The following is a 16,086-nucleotide window of genomic DNA, read 5'->3' as shown; positions in this document are numbered from 1 at the left end:
TGCCCCGGCTCGCGCTGGACCGCCGCGCACCTCGACTGTGGGCAAGACCTCACCGGAACGAAACGGAATGGTCATTCCTGATGCGCTATTCTGAAGCCCTAACGGAACGACAATTCCGCTTCAGACTTCGCTGTGAAGGAGTTCCATGGCGTCCGAGACCCGGCGCACGCACCACCAGGTGACGTTCGCGGTGCTGGCGGCGAGCGTGATGGCCTACGCGCTGCTGCAGTCCCTGGTCACCCCGGTGTTGCCGACGATCCAGGAGGACCTGCACACCAACCAGAACACCGTGACCTGGGTGCTGACCGCGTACCTGCTGTCGGCGTCCATATTCACCCCGATCATGGGCCGCATCGGCGACATGATCGGCAAGGAACGCGTCTTCGTGGTGACGCTCGCCGCACTGGCCGCAGGCTCGCTGCTCGCGGCGCTCGCCACCAACGTGACGGTGATGATCGTCGCCCGGGTGATCCAGGGCATCGGCGGCGGTGTGCTGCCGCTGACCTTCGGCATCATCCGCGACGAGTTCCCGTCGGAGAAGCTCAGCGGAGCGGTCAGCGCGATCGCCTCGCTCATCGCGGTCGGCGCCGGCCTCGGCATCGTGCTCGCCGGCCCGATCGTCAACGCGCTGAACTACCACTGGCTCTTCTGGATGCCGATGATCCTCACCATCGTGGCGGGCATCGCGGCCTTCGTGTTCGTCCCGAAGTCCCCGGTGCGCACCCCGGGGCGGATCAGCTGGGCGCCGGCGCTGCTGCTGTCCGCGTGGCTGGTCGCGCTGCTGGTCGCCCTCAGCCAGGCGCCGGTCTGGGGCTGGGGCTCCGGCAAGGTGATCGGCCTGTTCGTCGCCGCGGCGGTGCTGGCCGTGGGCTGGGTCGAGATCGAGCGCAGGGCGTCGATGCCGCTGATCGACATGGCGATGATGCGCCGCCCCGCGGTGTGGACCAACAACCTGGTGGCCCTGCTCTTCGGCGTCGGCATGTACGCGGTCTTCGCCTTCCTGCCGGAGTTCGTGCAGAGCCCGAAGTCCACCGGGTACGGCTTCGGCGCGAGCATCACGCAGTCCGGCCTGATCCTGCTGCCGATGAGCGTGGCGATGTTCGTGGTGGGCCTGTTCTCCAACCGGATGGCCGCCCGCCTGGGCGGCAAGACGGTGGTGCTGATCGGCTCGCTGGTCGGCACCGGCTCGATGGCGCTGCTCGCCTACGCGCACACCCACACCTGGGAGCTGTACGTGGCGACCGGTGTGATGGGCGCCGGCTTCGGCCTGGCCTTCGCGGCCATGTCCAGCCTGATCGTGAGCGCGGTGCCGCCGGAGCAGACCGGCGTGGCCAGCGGCATGAACGCCAACATCCGCACCATCGGCGGTTCGATCGGCGCCGCGCTGATGGCCAGCGTGGTGACCGCGAGCCCGGCCGCCGACGGGCTGCCGCGCGAGTCGGGGTACACCAACGGCTTCGCGATGCTCGGCGGCGCCCTGCTGATCGCCGCCTTCGCGGCGACGCTCATCCCGGTGACCCGGCGCAGCAGCGTCGTGACGCAGGGCGGCGGCGCGGGGCAGGAGCCGGCGGTGGCTCCCGGCGGTACGGTCGTGGGCGAGCAGGCCCAGGTCCTCGGCGGGTCCGCCCAGGTCGTCGGCGAGCAGGCACCGTAGGGCGGCGACACGGGGTAAGAGGCTCAAGGGACGGGCACAGCACCGAGCGGGAGTGACCATGGCAGTGCAGGCGCAGGACACGCACCCCAAGCCGCTGCGGCGCGATGCCGTGCGCAACCACCAGCTGGTGGTCGCGGCCGCCCGCGACGTGCTGTCCGAGTTCGGCACCGACGCCAGCATGGAGCTGATCGCCTCCCGCGCGGGCGTCGGGGTGGGCACCGTCTACCGCCGGTTCCCGAACAAGGAGGCCCTCGTCGACGAGATCGCCGCGCAGATGCTCGGCGAGCTCGTCGGCGAGGCGCGCGCCTCGCTGGCGCTGCCCGGCGGCACCGGCCTTGAGGCGTTCGTCCGGGTGATCGGCCGGTCCCTGGTCGCGCACCGCGGCTACGCGCACAAGCTGATCGGCCACTCCCGGGCGGCGTGCGTCGAGCAGCTGCGCGACCTGATGGGCGAGCTGCTCGTGCAGGCGAAGAGGGCGGGCCGGGTCGCCCCCGGCATCGAACTCGGCGACGTGATGGCCCTGACCTGGGGGCTGCGCGGAGTGGTCGAGACGGCAGGCGAGGTCGCGCCCGAGGCGTGGCAGCGGTACGTGGACATCCAGTTCTCCGGGCTGCGCTGCTCGGCGCCGACGGATTCGGGACCCGCGGTCACCCGGCAGCAGCTGGGGCAGATCAGCGGCGGCACGGACGACGGCTCGGCGTCCTGCACCTGACACCCCGCCGGACAGCTCCGGCCCCGGCGCGGAGCCATCCGCGCTACGTCGACGCCTCGGCCGCCGGACTCCCCCTGACGGGGCGTCATGTCCCAGCAACCTCAACATTCCCACCGATTGGTCTAGACCCCAGCGGGGTCGACACGGCATAGTTCGAGGCGACGGGACCTGCGGACCGCGGTCCCGGACGCCCCCGCCGCCGGCCGCGGAGCGCCGAACACCCGGCGCCTTCCGGTCAGCGGCGGACAGGGGGCCGTAGCGGTGCCGCGCCGGCGCCACATGCCGGCGCGGCGCCCCGGAACGCGGCGGAAAGTCCCGTAGACAGCGCGGCGCCCGACCCCGTAGGGGTCGGGCGCCGTCCGTCTGTCGGGTCGGCCCGGCGGGGCCGGTCCGCCGGGTCAGCCCTGGCGGGCCTTGGAGCGCGGGTCCTTGCGGTTGATCACGTAGACCTTCCCGCGGCGGCGGACGATCTGCGCGCCCGGCCGGTTCTTCAGCGAACGCAGCGAGTTGCGTACCTTCATCGGGGCGCCTTTCTGCTGGATGCCACTTGCCTCGGCACGGCCCGCCCGCCGGACTCGGCCGGTGGGCTCACGTCGTGCAGGGTCGACAACCACGTCGGACCCGCGTTCATTCCGCCTCATCCGGCGGGCGCGGCGGCCCCGTCCTCCAGGCAGTCGGCCACGTGGGCGAGCATCGTGTCCAGGGCCGCCTCCAGCGGCGCGGTCTCGCGCCGCGTCTGCGTCAGCAGCAGCCCGCCCTGCAGCGCGGCGAGGATCGCCAGCGACAGGCGGTCGGGGTCGGCGCCGGGGCGCAGCTCGCCGCGGTCGCGCATGGCGCGCAGCCCGCTGCGGATGCCGTCCTCCCAGCGGGCGAACCCCGCGGCCAGTTCGGCGCGGGCCTCGGGGTCGATCTCGGCCAGTTCGCCGGCGAGCGAGCCGATCGGGCAGCCGCCCTCGCACTGCCGCTCGCGCTGGAGCCCCACGACCAGATCCCGCCAGGCCCGCAGCGCCTCCATGCTGTCCAGCCGGCCGAGCAGCGGGCGCTGGGCGTCGAGCACCGCCTCGGTCTGGTGCGCGATCACCGCTCTGACCAGTGCGGACTTGTCCGCGAAGTAGTGGTAGATCTGCGAGGTGCTCACGCCCGCCGCGGCCCGCACGTCGTCCGTGCTGGTGCCGGCGACGCCGCGTTCGAACACCAGGGCCGAGGCCGCCGCCACGATCCGGGCCCGGGTGGCCTGCCCCTTGCGGGTGAGCCGCGGCTCGGCCACCGCTGACGGCGAGCCGGTCGCTGCCGTCGCGCCGGACCCCGCTTCCGGCCCCGCCTCCGACGCCACGACCGGACCCCCCGCCCGCCCCGCCGGCTGCCGCGCTCCCGGACTGCTGCTCATAGGACCACCGTACCGCCCCCCGCGCGTTTCTGGAGTTGACACTCCAGACTTGACGGACAAAGAATGGAGCCATCGCTCCAATTTGTTCCACCGGACGGATCGCGAGCGCCTTCCTACAGAAAGCCAGGCGGCACACCATGGAACTCTCAGGCAGCACAGCACTGGTCACCGGTTCGACCTCCGGCATCGGCCGGGAGGTCGCGCTGCAGCTCGCCCGCGCCGGAGCCGAGGTGATCGTCAGCGGGCGCAGCGAGGAACGCGGCGCGGAGACCGTCGCCGCGATCGAGGCCGAGGGCGGCAAGGCGCGCTTCGTCGCGGTGGACCTGGCCGACCTCGACTCGGTGGGCCGGCTCGCCGAGGCCGCCGCGGACGTCGACGTGCTGGTCAACAACGCGGGCGTCTTCGAGTTCGCTCCGACCGGGGAGCAGACGGTCCCGTCCTACGACGCCATGTTCCAGGTCAACGTCCGCGCGCCGTACTTCCTCACCGCGTCGATCGCGCCGCGGATGGTCGAGCGCGGCAGGGGCAGCATCGTCAACATCAGCACCATGGCCTCCGAGATCGGCCTGGCCGGCGCGTCCGTCTACAGCGCGACGAAGGCCGCCGTGAACTCGCTGACCCGCACCTGGGCCGCCGAGTTCGGCGAATCGGGGGTCCGGGTGAACACCGTCTCCCCCGGCCCGACGCTCACCTCGGGCGCCTCCGTCGAGATGGTCGGGCCGCTCGGCGAGACCACCCTGCTCCGCCGGCACGCCGGGGTCGAGGAGATCGCCGGCGCGGTGGTCTTCCTGGCCTCGCCGCGCGCCGGCTACGTCACCGGCGCGAACCTCCCCGTCGACGGCGGCCGGCTGGTCGCCTGAGACACTCCGCCCGCCCCCGCTCGCCGCGCGAGCCGGGGCGGGCGGGGGGACGCCGGACGGGGGGGACGGTGAGGTGACACTCCGACGGGCACGATCCGCCGGTTCCCCGCAGCGCTGCTCCTGGCCGCGGCCGCCCTCGCCACCACGGCGGCGTGCGGGTCGTCCTCCGGCGGCGCGCCACCGTCCTCGACGCCGACGGTGACCGTGACGTCGAGCCCCTCGCGGCCCGCGGCGACGCCTCCCGCGTCCGGAGCACCGACGCAGCACACCACCAGCCGGCCGCCGGCGCCCAGGCCGAGCACCCACGCCCCTCAGGACGCGCCGAGGACCGTCGGCGCCTACTTCTCCGCGATCGACGCGCACGACTATCGCGCGGCCTGGGACCTCGGCGGCAAGAACCTCGGCGGCTCCCACGCCTCCTTCGTGCAGGGCTTCGCCGGCACCGCGCGCGACACCCTCCGCATCACGGGCTCCTCGGGGGACACCGTCTCGATCACCCTGGACGCCAGGCAGACCGACGGCTCGGTCAGCAGCTACGCCGGTACGTACACGGTGCGCGACGGGGTCGTCGTCGGCGCGAGCGTGCACGCGGTGGGCGGCCCGCAGCCGTCCCGGCCGGCCCGCGGCGGGCGGTACGAGAACTGCTCCCAGGCGCATGACGACGTCCGCTACGACATCCCGCGCGGCGACCCCGCCTACGCGCCGCACCTGGACCGGGACCAGGACGGGCGGGCCTGCGAAGCGCACGAGTCCCCCACGCCCTGACCGGGCGGCGGCGGCTCAGGGCGTCCCGGGCCGCGGCGGCTTGAGCGCCCTGGCCGCGGCCGCGGCGACGGCGTCGGCGAGCGCGGCCAGCGGGGGCGAGTCGAGCTTCCACTGCTGCCAGTGCAGCGGGACGTCCACATGCCGGCCGGGGGCGAGGTCGACCAGGGTGCCGGTGTCCAGGTGCGCGGCTCCCTGGGCGTCGGGGATCATGCCCCAGCCGAGTCCGGCGGCGACCGCCTCCACGAAGCCCTCGGAGGACGGCACATGGTGACGGCGCGGACCGGCGCCCCCGCCCGCGCCGGCGGGGGCCGACGTCAGCTCGCGAACGAAACGATCCTGCAGGTCGTCCTTGCGGTCGAAGACGACGACCGGCGCCGCCGGCAGCGTCTCGGCGAGCGGGCCGCCGGCCAGCCGGCGCCCGGCGAACTCGGCCGTGGCCATCGCCCGGTAGCGCATCCGGCCCAGCGCCCGTACCGAGCAGCCCTGGACCGGCTCGGGCGAGGAGGTGACGGCCGCCATCACCCGGCCCTCGCGCAGCAGCCGCGTGGTGTGGTCCTGGTCGTCGCGGTGCAGGTCGAAGGTGACGTCGAGATGCTCGGCGACCTGGGCGAGCGCGGGCAGGAACCAGGTGGCGAGCGAGTCCGAGTTGACGGCCACCGGCAGCGGGGAAGGACCCGCGGCCGCGGTGAGCCCCAGCTCCGCGCCCGCGTCGCGTTCCAGCCGGGCGAGCTGGCGGCCGAAGCGGACCACGACCTCCCCCGACGCGGTCGGCCGGACCGGCTTGGTGCGCAGCAGCAGCACCCGTCCGGTGCGCTGCTCCAGCGCCTTGATCCGCTGGCTGACCGCGGACGGCGTGACGTGCAGCGTCTCGGCGGCCGCCTCGAAGGTGCCCTCGTCCACCGCGGCGAGCAGTGTACGGACCTGGTCCAGGGGTATGTCGGTCATCACGATTTCTCATGCTACCTAAGAATCATTAGCTGGTCTGATGAGGCCGTGGGCTTCTAGCCTCGGACCATGCACACGGCATTCATCGCGGCCCTCGCGGGTCTGGGCACCGGTCTGTCGCTGATCGTGGCGATCGGCGCGCAGAACGCCTTCGTCCTGCGCCAGGGCCTGCGCCGCCAGCACGTGGCCCCGATCGTGACGATCTGCGCGCTCTCCGACGCCGTGCTGATCGCGATCGGCGTCAGCGGCATAGGCGGCGTGATCAAGCAGTGGCCTGCGGTGCTGACCGCGACGGCCTGGGTCGGCGCGGCGTTCCTCGTCGGATACGGGCTGCTCGCCGCCCGCAGGGCGACCCGCCCGGTGTCGGCGCTGACCGTGCAGGACACCCTCGGCTCCTCCCCCTCCGGCGGCCGGCCGGGTCAGCGCGGCGGCTCGCTGCGCGCCGCCGTGCTGACCTGCCTGGCGATGACCTGGCTCAATCCGCACGTCTACCTCGACACGGTGCTGCTGCTCGGCTCGGTGGCCAACGGCTACGGCGGGGCGCGCTGGCCGTTCGGCGTCGGGGCGGCCGCCGGCAGCGTGCTGTGGTTCGGCGGGCTGGGCTTCGGCGCCCGGCTGCTGCGCAGGCCGTTCGCCCGGCCCGGCTCCTGGCGGGTGCTGGACGCGGTCATCGCCTGCACGATGATCACCCTCGGCGTGCTGATGGCGCTGCGGGCCTGAGCAGCGCCGAGCGCCGGCCGCTTCCGGCCGCCGCAGCCCAGCTCCAGCCGGCCGGCCGCACCCGGGCGCCATGGATCAGCGCGAACCGGTCCACCACCCCCCGGCCGACGGGGATCAGGTCCAGCCGGCCGGCCACACGCCGGCGACGGCGGTCGGCCGGAACCCGATCACGGCCGCGTCGTCGCGGCGGTCCTCGACCGCCGCCAGCAGCTGCGCGCACAGCTCGGTGAGCGACATGCCCGCCGTCCTGCCCGCCTCCGCGCGCAGCGCCAGCCGCCGCATGCCGTCGGCCAGATCGGTGCCGGGCACCTCGATCAGGCCGTCGGTGTAGAGCAGCAGCGTGTCGCCGGTGTGCAGGTCGTGGTGCCAGGTCGTACGGACCGTCGTGGGCGCCACGCACAGCGGCAGCTCGGCGGCGGTGCCCTCCAGGAACCGCGGCGGGCCGCCGACCGGCAGCAGCAGCGGCGGCGGGTGCCCGGCGTTCGCCCACGCCGCGTGCCACCTCCCGCCACGTCCCGGCGTCAGGCTGGCGTGGACGGCGGTGACCAGCGGCGCGATGGCCAGGCCGTCGGCGACCCGGTCCAGCTGCGCCAGGCTCTCGGCCGGGGTGTGCGGCATGGACTGGTCGAAGGCGATGACCCGCAGCATGCTGCGCAGCTGGCTCATCGAGGTGGCGGCGTCCAGGTCGTGCCCCGCGATGTCGCCGATGCTCAGGGTGACCGAGCCGTCGGGCAGCAGCAGCGCGTCGTACCAGTCGCCGCCGATCTCGGCGGTCCTGCTCGCCGGCTGGTAGTGCGCGGCCAGTTCGGCGCCCGGGACGCGCGGCGTCGGCGTGAGCAGGGCGCGCTGCAAGGTGAGCGCGGTGTGCCGGGTGCGCTGGAGCTCCAGGGCCTGCCGCAGCGGCTCGCGGACCTCGTGCAGCACCTCGCCGAGCAGCTCCTGGTCGGCCGGGCCGGGCGGCGGGCTGTCGGCGCATCCGGCGGCGCAGGCGAACGCCACGACCGCCGAGTCGATCACGATCGGCACCAGCGTGAGGCTGGTGGCGCGCGCTGTGCGCAGCCACGACAGCGACACCTCGGGCACCACGCCGGCGGGCGGCCGGCCGCTGGGGAAGACCAGCAGCCTGGGCCGCCGGCTCTCGATGACCTGCTGGGCGATCAGGCCGACGGTGTGGGTCTGGTTCGCCAGCGGCGGCAGTTCCGGCAGCCCGGGCCGGGCGACGGCGGCCACGCGGGTCGCGGTGAGCGGTCCGCCGCCGCCGGACGGCCCGGGCACCGGCAGCAGGAAGACCGCGCAGGCGTCGGTCAGCTCGGGCACGACGGCGGCGGCGACCGCCGCGAACGCCTCGGGGACGTCGTCGGCCGCCGTGACGGTGGCGACCCGGGCGAGCAGCCGCTCGCGCAGCCGGTTGCGCCACTGGTCCTCGATGTCGGCGGTGGCGCCGATCCACTCGACGGCCACGCCGCCGCGCACGATGGGCACCGCCCGGGACTGGACGTGCCGGTACTCGCCCGAGGCGGTGTGCAGCCGGAAGGTGCAGACGAAGAACGAGGGGGGGTCGGCGGCCGCCTCCTCCCACGCCCGCAGCAGGTGGCCGCGGTCGTGCGGATGGACGCCCTCCAGCCAGTCCGTGTCGATCATCGGCCGCCACGGACGGCCGGTGAACTCCTCGAACCCGCCGACCAGCTCGCTGATCTCGCCGTTCGGCTTCATCAGCCAGACGATCTGGGTGACCGCGGACATCAGCGCCTCGTAGCGGCGCAGCGCCCGGTGGCGCTCCTCCGACAGCTCCTCGGCCCGCTCGGTCGCGTCGACCTGCGCGGTGGTGTCGACGGCGACGGCCAGCACGCCGGCACCGTAGCGGGACACGACAGGTGAGGCGCTGTACATGAAGTGCCGGCGTCCCGGGGCGCCCGGCGCGGTGCCCTCGGTGGTGCGCGGCGAGGTGACCTGGCGGGCGATGCGGTCGGCGTAGACCTGGTCGAGCATCACGATGAACGGGGCGGCGTTCGGCTCGGTGAAGGCGTCGGCGGCGCGGGCGCCGATGTCGCGGGGGCCGAAGAGCTTGCGGAAGGCGTCGTTGAGGTACACCAGGCGGTGGTCGGGGCCCGCGGTGAGCGAGACGGCCACGATGGCGTCGTCGAACACCTCCGGTTCGAGTTCCGGGACGCCTGCGGTGCCGCCGATCCGCGTCATCCTCCGATCATCGCTCGGCACGCCCTCTCGGGCGCGCCGAGCGGTGCCGCGCCGGGCCGGCCGGCGCCGTTCCGACCGGGTCACGCCGAGGCGCGGACCACCAGCCGGGTCGGGGTGACGATCGAGGACAGCAAGGGCGGCTGGAGGTCGCCGGAGCCGGGGGCCGTCGCGTGGGCCAGCGAGCGCAGCAGCAGCCGGGCCATCAGCCGCCCCATCTCCTCGATGTCCTGGCGGACCGTGGTGAGCGGCGGATCGGTCCACTCGGCCACCGACACCATGTCGTCGAAGCCGACCACCGCGACGTCCTCCGGAACCCGCCGGCCCCGCTCCCGCAGCACCCGCAGCGCGCCCGAGGCCATCACGTCGGATGCGGCGAAGACCCCGTCGAGATCCGGAGAGCGCTCCAGCAGCAGGCGCATCGCACGGGCCCCGCCGTCGGGGGTGAAGTCGCCCTCCACGATCAGCTCGGCCGGGGTGTCGGGCAGCACGTCCCGGAAGCCGTCCAGACGGTCCACCGAAGCCGGCTGGTCCAGCGGGCCGGTGATGTGGGCGATCCGGCGGCGGCCGAGTCCGGCCAGATGGCGTACCGCGTCCCGGGCGCCGCCGCGGTTGTCGCAGTCGACGTAGAGGGTGCCGCGCCCGGTGTGCTCCTCGCTCCAGGTGGGCCGGCCGCCGATGACGACCGGCACGCCCGCGCCCCTGGCCAGGCCGGTCAGCGAGTCGTCGGCGTGCAGGGACAGGATCAGCGCGCCGTCGACATGGCCGCCGGCCAGGTAGCGGCCGAGCCTGCCGTCGTCGGACGCGCCGTCGCTGAGCAGCAGCACGAGCTGGTTGTCGTGGCCGGTCAGCTCACGGCTGATGCCGCGGACCTGCTGGGCGAAGAAGGGGTCGGTGAAGACCCGGGTCTCGGGCTCGGCGACGATCACCGCGATGGCGTCGTTGCGCCGGGTCACCAGGGTGCGGGCGGCCTGGTTGGGGATGTACCCCAGCTCGTCGACCGCCTGCCTGACCCGCTCCACCAGCGGGCCTCTGACCCCGGCCCCCCCGTTCACCACGCGTGAGGCGGTCGCTCTCGACACCCCGGCACGGGCGGCGACGGCCTCAAGCGTCGGGCGGGGCGCTGAGACGGGGTCGGACAACGGAGTTCTCCCATGAGGCGCGGCGGACCGGACGGCTCCGCGGCGCGGCGGCCGTCGCGGGTGGTGCGACCGAGGCCAGAGTAACGGTTTGGAGCGCTCTCAGAGAGCGCTCTCCGAGACTGGCCGGCGCAGCGTGTGGCATCGGCCGGCCCGCGCTGGGCAGGCGGGAGGTGCGGGCGGGTCCGCGGCGGGTGCACGTCGGCGGGCCGGGCACGGTCGCCGCGGCTAGCGTGAGGACGGTGCCCCGGGCAGCCCGCCCCGGCGGTCCGCCGCACGCAGGCGCCGCCCGACCGAGCAGAACAGCCGAACAGAGCAAGGAAGTCACCCCCCATGACCTCAGTGCCCACCGTCACCCTCAACAACGGCGTGGAGATCCCGCAGCTCGGCTTCGGGGTGTTCCAGATCGAGCCGGAGAACACCCGCGACGCGGTGCTCGCCGCGCTGGAGACCGGCTACCGGCACATCGACACCGCCGAGATGTACGGCAACGAGAAGCAGGTCGGCGAGGCCGTCCGCGACTCCGGCGTGCCGCGCGAGGAGGTGTTCGTCACCAGCAAGCTCAACAACGGCCACCACGCCTACGACGACGCGCTCGCGGCCTTCGCGCGCACCATGGACGACCTGGACATGGACTACCTCGACCTCTTCCTGGTGCACTGGCCGCTGCCGGGCGTCGGCGACTTCGTCGAGACCTGGAAGGCGATGGAGGAGATCTACCGCTCCGGCCGGGCCAAGGCCGTCGGCGTCTCCAACTTCCAGCCCTCCCACCTGCAACGGATCTTCCATGAGGCCGACGTGGTGCCCGCGGTGAACCAGGTCGAGATCCACCCGTACCTCGCGCAGGACGACCTGCGGGCCTTCGACGCCGAGCACGGCATCGCCACCGAGGCTTGGTCGCCGATCGCGCAGGGCAAGGTGCTGGACGACCCGGTGATCACCGCGATCGCCGAGCGGCTCGACCGCACGCCCGCGCAGGTCACCCTGCGCTGGCACCTGCAGCGCGGCGACATCGTCTTCCCGAAGTCGGTGACGCGCTCCCGCGTCGAGGAGAACTTCCGGCTCTTCGACTTCGAACTGACCGGCCAGGACATGGCCGCGATCACCTCGCTGGACCGCGGCGAGCGGAGCGGCCCCGACCCGGACACGTTCAACTGGATCCCCTGAGCGGGCGGTTCACGGCGGCTCGGCCGTGCGGGGGCCTGCCGCCGGTGCCGCCGGCCCCCGGTTAGAGTGATCCCCGGTCGGAGGGCAGGGGGTGGCGGGATGGCGGGGTCCGGGTTCTCGTGGATGCGTGCGGGACGGACGCGCCGGGCAGGCGCCGCGGCCGCCGTCTGCGTGCTCGTTACCGCGGTCCTGGTCGCCCTGGTGGTCCTGCTGCCGCCACGCGGCTCGGCCAGCGAGGCGCGGCCCCGCGCGGTGCGGGTGATGCCGCTCGGCGACTCGATCACCTGGGGCAAGGGCAGTCCGAGCCACTCGGCGTACCGCGCGGAGCTGTGGCGGCTGGTCGCGGGCCAGAGCCTGTACACGGTCAGGTTCGTCGGCTCGCAGCTGTCGGGGACGCTTCCCGAGCCGCAGAACGAGGGGCACAGCGGCTACACCGTCGACCGGATCAGGGCCGGCGTCGACCGCTGGACGGCGGCGGCCGCGCCCGACGTCGTGCTGCTGCACATCGGGATCAACGACCTGCACCGCCACGTCGACCCGGCGCACGCCCCCGACCGGCTGGCCGCCCTGGTCGACCGGATCTACGCCGACCGGCCCGGCGTCTCGGTCGTGCTGCTCGGCCTGATCCCGACCACACCGCACCTCCAGGCGCAGGCGGTGGCGTACAACAGGCGCGCCGCCGCGCTCCAGGGCATCGAGCGGCATCGCGGACGCGCCTTCTGGTACGTCGAGCCGCCGCGGCTCAGCCGTGCGCAGATGGCGGACAGCCTGCACCCGAACGACGCGGGCTACGCCCGGATCGCGCGCGCCTTCTTCCCCGCGCTCAGCAGCGCGGTGGCGGCGAGGGCGACGGCCTCCGCGCCCGTCACGCTCCCCTGACGCGCCGTCCGTCCGCCCGGGACCGCGCCATCGCCGGTCCGGTCCGGTCCGGTCCACCGTGCCGGACCCGTTCACCGTGCCGGTCAGGCAAGGGACTTGAAGAAGAAGGTGGCGGGGCGCAGCGTGCCCTGCGGGTCCGCGGCGTAGTCGGGGACGGTGCCGACGGCGGTCCAGCCCTCGGCGCGGCAGAGCCGCTCGGCGTCGCTGCCGGTCTGCGTGTCGAGCAGCAGCAGCCGCACCCCCGCGGCGCGGGCGGAGGTCTCGGCGGCGCGCAGCAGTGTGCGGGCCAGACCGCGGCCGCGCACGTCGCGGCGGACCATGAGCTGGGCGATCTCCGCTCGGTGCCCGCCGTTGGGTGCGTGCGCGCGGTGCAGTCGGACAGCCCCGCAGACCGCTCCGCGCTCATCCTTCACGGCCCACAACTCGGCGCGGCCCGCGGCGATCTGGGGAGCCAGCGCCTGCCACCAGGCGACGGCATCGTCGGCGGCGAGGGGGCCGTGGAAGCCGACGGAGGCGCCCGAGTCGACGCTGTCGCCCAGCAGGGCGGCGAACGCGGCGGCCTCGTCGCGCAGTCGGGCCGCGGTGACGGCGAACGGTGTGAAGGCGGGCGGCGGTTCGCGGTCGGGGAGCGGTGGGGCGCCCAGGAAGTCGCGCAGCACGGTGAGGAACTCCCGCGGCCGCTCGTCGTGGACCATGTGCCCGGCCTCGATGGTGGTCAGCCGGGCGCCGGGAATGCGTTCCGCGGCCTTGGCCAGCTGGTCCTGCCGCAGGTGGCTGCGCGGCCCGCCGGCGATCACGAGGGTCGGCGCGGTGATCGCGGCGAGCCCCTCCCAGTGGCGCGCGGGCGGTGCGTTGCGCTGCACCGCGATGCCGGGCACCACCCGCCAGTCGTACCGCGTCGGACCGTCGGGAGCCTGCGGCACCGGTCGCGGCGGGTCGGCGGGGAAGGGCAGCGGGCCCTCCTCCAGGACCAGCCGGCGCACCGCGCCGGGGCGGTCCATGGCGACCAGCGACGCGGGGACGGTCCCCATCGAATGGGCGACGAGGGTCACCTGGTCGATCCGCAGCACGTCCAGGAGCGCCAGCACGTCGTCGCGCATCGACTCGTAGGCGTAGGAGCCGGGGTGACCGCTGTCGCCGTGGCCGCGCAGGTCGACGGCGAGCGTCCGCCAGCCGTCGCGCGCCAGCGCGGCGGCGACCTCGCGCCAGGACCCGCGGTCCTCCCCCAGCGCGTGCAGGAGCAGCACCGGCGGGCCGTCCGGCGGCCCGTCCGCCTCGCAGACCAGCAGGACCCCGTTGACCTCGTACGCGGACACCTCTGCCATGCCTGCGAGCGTATCCGCCGGCGCCTTCGGAGGACCCGGAGCCAGGGCTGATCCGGTTGCGCCCAGAGCGGATGCGGCCGCCGGGCCCGCCCGGGGGCCCGGCGGGCTCAGAGGCGCTCCGGCGCCTCGCCGGCCGTGGCGGCGACCTTGCGGTAGAGCGCCTGCGCCTCGGCGGTGCGGCCGAGGTGCTCCAGGCAGCGGGCCTCGTCGTTGCGGCTGGTCAAGGTGTCCGGGTGGGCCGGCCCGAGGACCCTCTCCCGCGCCGCGGTGACCTCGTGGTAGACGACGAGCGCCCCGGACCAGCGGCCGAGCCAGCCCATGCACACGGCGATCTCGCGCTTGCTGACCAGGGTGTCGGGGTGGCCGGCGCCGAGCACCCGTTCCCTGACGGCGGCGACGTCGCGCGCCTCGGCCAGTGCGCGGTCCCAGTGGCCGAGCAGGCCCAGGTTGACGCCGAGCGCGTGGCGGGCGCGCAGCGTCTCGGCGTCGGCGGAGCCCGCGGTGCGGGTGCGGGCGGCGACCAGGTCCTCGAACAGGGCCAGCGCCTCGCCGCTGCGGCCGAGGCTGCCCAGGCAGATGCCGGTCTCGTAGCGGGCGGCGAGCGTGTCGGCGTGGTCGGGCCCCAGCAGCCGGGCACGGGCGGCGGCCACGTCGCGGTAGGCGTCGAGCGCCTCGGCCCAGCGTCCCGCGCGGCCGAGCGCGTAGCCGACCTCGAAGCGGGTGGTGAGGGTCTCGGCGTGCTCGGCCCCGAGCACTCTGGCGCGGGCCTGCGCCACCTCGACGGCGGTGGTGTACGCCTCCGCGTCGCGCCCCAACTGCCCCAGGTTGAAAGCGAGGTTGTGCTTGCACTGCAAGCTGTCCGGGTGGTCGGCGCCGGCGGTGCGCTCCAGGCCCGCGAGCACCGCCGTGTACTCGCGGTGCGCCTCCAGGTGGCGGCCGAGGCGGCCGAGTTCGTAGGCGGCCTCGTGCCGCGCGGCGAGCGTGTCCGTGTGGTCGGGGCCGAGCACCCGGCGGCGGACCTCGGCCACGTAGGCGTAGAGGCGCAGCGCCTCCTCGGTGCGGCCGAGCCGGGTCAGGCAGTACGCCGCCTCGTGGCGGCTGGTGAGCGTGTCGGGGTGCTCCGCGCCCTGGGCGCGGTCGCGGTCCGCCGCGACCGCGGTGTGCAGGTCGTACGCCTGGGCCCAGTTGCCGATCCGGGCGAGGTCGCCCGCCTCGGCCTGGCGGGCGTCGAGCGAGGCGAGCGAGCCGGGGTCGGCGGTGGCGACCACGGCGCGGGTGGACCAGGCGCCGGTCAGCGCGTCGTGCGGGGCGCCGGCGATCCGGTGGGCGCGGGTGGAGCGGGCCGCGGCGCCGGTGGTGAGGCTCCCCGCCCACGCGGGCAGCGCGGTGACGGGCTCAGGGGCGGCCGGGGCGGCGCCGGCCGCGGCCCGCATCGCCTTGAGCCGGCCGCCGACGTCCGCGGCGTCCTGCGGGCGGGCCTCGGGGTCCTTGGCGAGCAGGTCGAGGATGAGGCGTTCGAGCTCCGCGGGCAGCTCCGGGCGGCGCGCCGACGGCGGTTCCGGCTCGGTGTCGCGGTGGCCGACCAGGATCGACCAGGCGTCACCGAGGTCGAACGGCGGTGCTCCGGTGGCCAGTTCGTACAGCACGCAGCCCAGCGAGTACAGGTCGCTGCGGTGGTCGACCTCGGCGGCGTCGATCTGCTCGGGGGACATGTAGTGCGGCGTGCCCATGGCCATGCCGGTGCCGGTGAGGCGGGAGGTGAAGCCGATGTCGTGGCCGAGCCGGGCGATTCCGAAGTCGCAGATCTTCACGGCGCCGTCGGTGAGCCGGACGATGTTGGCCGGTTTCAGGTCGCGGTGGACGACCCCCTGGGCGTGGGTGTAGGCGAGCGCGGAGGCGACCTGCTCGGCGACGTCGGTGATGTCGGGGACGGGCAGCGGATGGCGGCGGGCGTCGTCCAGCACCTGCAGCAGGTTGCGGCCGTCGAGCAGCTCCATCACCAGGAAGAGCAAGCCGTCGTGCTCGCCGAAGTCGTGCACGACGGTGATGCCGCGGTGCTGGAGCGCGGCGGCCACGCGGGCCTCGCGCCGGAAGCGCTCCTGCAGGACGCGGTTGAACCCGGCGTCGTTCGAATGGCCGACCGGTTTGAGGCACTTGACGGCGACGCGGCGGCCCAGCGACTCGTCGAGCGCACGCCAGACCTCGCCCATGCCGCCGCGCCCGATGAGTTCGTGCAGCCGGTACCGGCCCTGGATGAGCGCGCCCGCGCCGCCGGCCGCCCCCGGGCCCGGCGTGTGGTGTGCTTCCTCGTGTCCTTCGTGGTGTCCAGCCGCCATCGCG

General features: G+C 74.6%; 14 protein-coding genes. 7 read left to right on the top strand and 7 right to left on the bottom strand.

Features of this window, described 5'->3' with window-relative positions; genetic code table 11:
• The first annotated feature begins 145 nt into the window (after window positions 1-145).
• On the top strand, window positions 146-1,654 hold the full coding sequence (locus tag V2S66_RS23905) for an MFS transporter (protein WP_330798253.1): 1,509 nt from the start codon (window positions 146-148) through the stop codon (window positions 1,652-1,654).
• A gap of 58 nt (window positions 1,655-1,712) precedes the next feature.
• Window positions 1,713-2,366 carry a TetR/AcrR family transcriptional regulator gene (locus tag V2S66_RS23900; RefSeq protein ID WP_330798251.1) on the top strand — a complete coding sequence of 218 codons (654 nt, stop codon included), beginning with the start codon at window positions 1,713-1,715 and terminating at the stop codon, window positions 2,364-2,366.
• A gap of 398 nt (window positions 2,367-2,764) precedes the next feature.
• Here V2S66_RS23900 and ykgO read toward each other — a convergent pair whose 3' ends face one another.
• On the bottom strand, window positions 2,765-2,887 hold the full coding sequence (ykgO, locus tag V2S66_RS23895) for a type B 50S ribosomal protein L36 (RefSeq protein WP_033172643.1): 123 nt from the start codon (window positions 2,885-2,887) through the stop codon (window positions 2,765-2,767).
• A gap of 116 nt (window positions 2,888-3,003) precedes the next feature.
• Window positions 3,004-3,753 carry a TetR/AcrR family transcriptional regulator gene (locus V2S66_RS23890; protein ID WP_330798244.1) on the bottom strand — a complete coding sequence of 250 codons (750 nt, stop codon included), beginning with the start codon at window positions 3,751-3,753 and terminating at the stop codon, window positions 3,004-3,006.
• Window positions 3,754-3,890: 137 nt separating this feature from the next.
• Between V2S66_RS23890 and V2S66_RS23885 the strand changes: the two genes are divergently transcribed.
• Both V2S66_RS23885 and V2S66_RS23880 read left to right on the top strand, forming a co-directional pair.
• Window positions 3,891-4,613 (top strand): SDR family NAD(P)-dependent oxidoreductase, encoded by a 723-nt coding sequence (locus tag V2S66_RS23885; protein ID WP_330798243.1) that lies wholly within the window; start codon window positions 3,891-3,893, stop codon window positions 4,611-4,613.
• Window positions 4,614-4,811: 198 nt separating this feature from the next.
• Window positions 4,812-5,378, top strand: a complete 567-nt coding sequence (locus V2S66_RS23880) for an excalibur calcium-binding domain-containing protein (protein ID WP_330798241.1) — start codon at window positions 4,812-4,814, stop codon at window positions 5,376-5,378.
• 15 nt (window positions 5,379-5,393) lie between these two features.
• On the opposite strand, the gene V2S66_RS23875 is transcribed toward V2S66_RS23880, so the two are convergent.
• Window positions 5,394-6,323, bottom strand: a complete 930-nt coding sequence (locus V2S66_RS23875; protein WP_330798240.1) for a LysR family transcriptional regulator ArgP — start codon at window positions 6,321-6,323, stop codon at window positions 5,394-5,396.
• Between the two features lie 69 nt (window positions 6,324-6,392).
• On the opposite strand from V2S66_RS23875, the gene V2S66_RS23870 reads away from it, so the two are divergent.
• Window positions 6,393-7,043, top strand: a complete 651-nt coding sequence (locus V2S66_RS23870; protein ID WP_330798238.1) for a LysE/ArgO family amino acid transporter — start codon at window positions 6,393-6,395, stop codon at window positions 7,041-7,043.
• A 114-nt stretch (window positions 7,044-7,157) separates the two neighbouring features.
• Here the strand turns inward: V2S66_RS23870 and V2S66_RS23865 are convergent, their stop codons facing one another.
• Window positions 7,158-9,239, bottom strand: a complete 2,082-nt coding sequence (locus tag V2S66_RS23865) for a SpoIIE family protein phosphatase (RefSeq protein WP_330798236.1) — start codon at window positions 9,237-9,239, stop codon at window positions 7,158-7,160.
• An 80-nt stretch (window positions 9,240-9,319) separates the two neighbouring features.
• Window positions 9,320-10,378, bottom strand: a complete 1,059-nt coding sequence (locus V2S66_RS23860) for a LacI family DNA-binding transcriptional regulator (protein WP_330798235.1) — start codon at window positions 10,376-10,378, stop codon at window positions 9,320-9,322.
• 330 nt (window positions 10,379-10,708) lie between these two features.
• On the opposite strand from V2S66_RS23860, the gene V2S66_RS23855 reads away from it, so the two are divergent.
• Entirely contained in the window at window positions 10,709-11,542 is an 834-nt protein-coding gene (locus tag V2S66_RS23855) for an aldo/keto reductase (protein WP_330798233.1), read from the top strand.
• A 123-nt stretch (window positions 11,543-11,665) separates the two neighbouring features.
• The gene (locus tag V2S66_RS23850) at window positions 11,666-12,421 is read left to right on the top strand and encodes an SGNH/GDSL hydrolase family protein (RefSeq protein ID WP_330798231.1); all 756 of its coding nucleotides are present in this window, start codon (window positions 11,666-11,668) and stop codon (window positions 12,419-12,421) included.
• Window positions 12,422-12,504: 83 nt separating this feature from the next.
• Here the strand turns inward: V2S66_RS23850 and V2S66_RS23845 are convergent, their stop codons facing one another.
• Both V2S66_RS23845 and V2S66_RS23840 read right to left on the bottom strand, forming a co-directional pair.
• Window positions 12,505-13,746, bottom strand: a complete 1,242-nt coding sequence (locus tag V2S66_RS23845) for an alpha/beta fold hydrolase (protein WP_330798229.1) — start codon at window positions 13,744-13,746, stop codon at window positions 12,505-12,507.
• Between the two features lie 107 nt (window positions 13,747-13,853).
• The gene (locus tag V2S66_RS23840) at window positions 13,854-16,082 is read right to left on the bottom strand and encodes a serine/threonine-protein kinase (protein ID WP_330798228.1); all 2,229 of its coding nucleotides are present in this window, start codon (window positions 16,080-16,082) and stop codon (window positions 13,854-13,856) included.
• Window positions 16,083-16,086 lie beyond the last annotated feature (4 nt).

Origin of the sequence: Actinacidiphila polyblastidii (genome assembly GCF_036353415.1) — a bacterium.
Lineage (GTDB): Bacteria > Actinomycetota > Actinomycetes > Streptomycetales > Streptomycetaceae > Actinacidiphila > Actinacidiphila polyblastidii.
Note: the sequence above shows the minus strand (reverse complement) of the source record. Positions and strands in the feature narration are given on the sequence as shown.

Coding starts and splice junctions, on each gene's coding strand:
- V2S66_RS23905 (WP_330798253.1), top strand. CDS start 146: ATGGCGTCCGAGACCCGGCGCACGCACCACCAGGTGACGTTCGCGGTG.
- V2S66_RS23900 (WP_330798251.1), top strand. CDS start 1,713: ATGGCAGTGCAGGCGCAGGACACGCACCCCAAGCCGCTGCGGCGCGAT.
- ykgO (WP_033172643.1), bottom strand. CDS start 2,887: ATGAAGGTACGCAACTCGCTGCGTTCGCTGAAGAACCGGCCGGGCGCG.
- V2S66_RS23890 (WP_330798244.1), bottom strand. CDS start 3,753: ATGAGCAGCAGTCCGGGAGCGCGGCAGCCGGCGGGGCGGGCGGGGGGT.
- V2S66_RS23885 (WP_330798243.1), top strand. CDS start 3,891: ATGGAACTCTCAGGCAGCACAGCACTGGTCACCGGTTCGACCTCCGGC.
- V2S66_RS23875 (WP_330798240.1), bottom strand. CDS start 6,323: ATGACCGACATACCCCTGGACCAGGTCCGTACACTGCTCGCCGCGGTG.
- V2S66_RS23870 (WP_330798238.1), top strand. CDS start 6,393: ATGCACACGGCATTCATCGCGGCCCTCGCGGGTCTGGGCACCGGTCTG.
- V2S66_RS23865 (WP_330798236.1), bottom strand. CDS start 9,239: ATGACGCGGATCGGCGGCACCGCAGGCGTCCCGGAACTCGAACCGGAG.
- V2S66_RS23855 (WP_330798233.1), top strand. CDS start 10,709: ATGACCTCAGTGCCCACCGTCACCCTCAACAACGGCGTGGAGATCCCG.
- V2S66_RS23850 (WP_330798231.1), top strand. CDS start 11,666: ATGCGTGCGGGACGGACGCGCCGGGCAGGCGCCGCGGCCGCCGTCTGC.
- V2S66_RS23845 (WP_330798229.1), bottom strand. CDS start 13,746: ATGGCAGAGGTGTCCGCGTACGAGGTCAACGGGGTCCTGCTGGTCTGC.
- V2S66_RS23840 (WP_330798228.1), bottom strand. CDS start 16,082: ATGGCGGCTGGACACCACGAAGGACACGAGGAAGCACACCACACGCCG.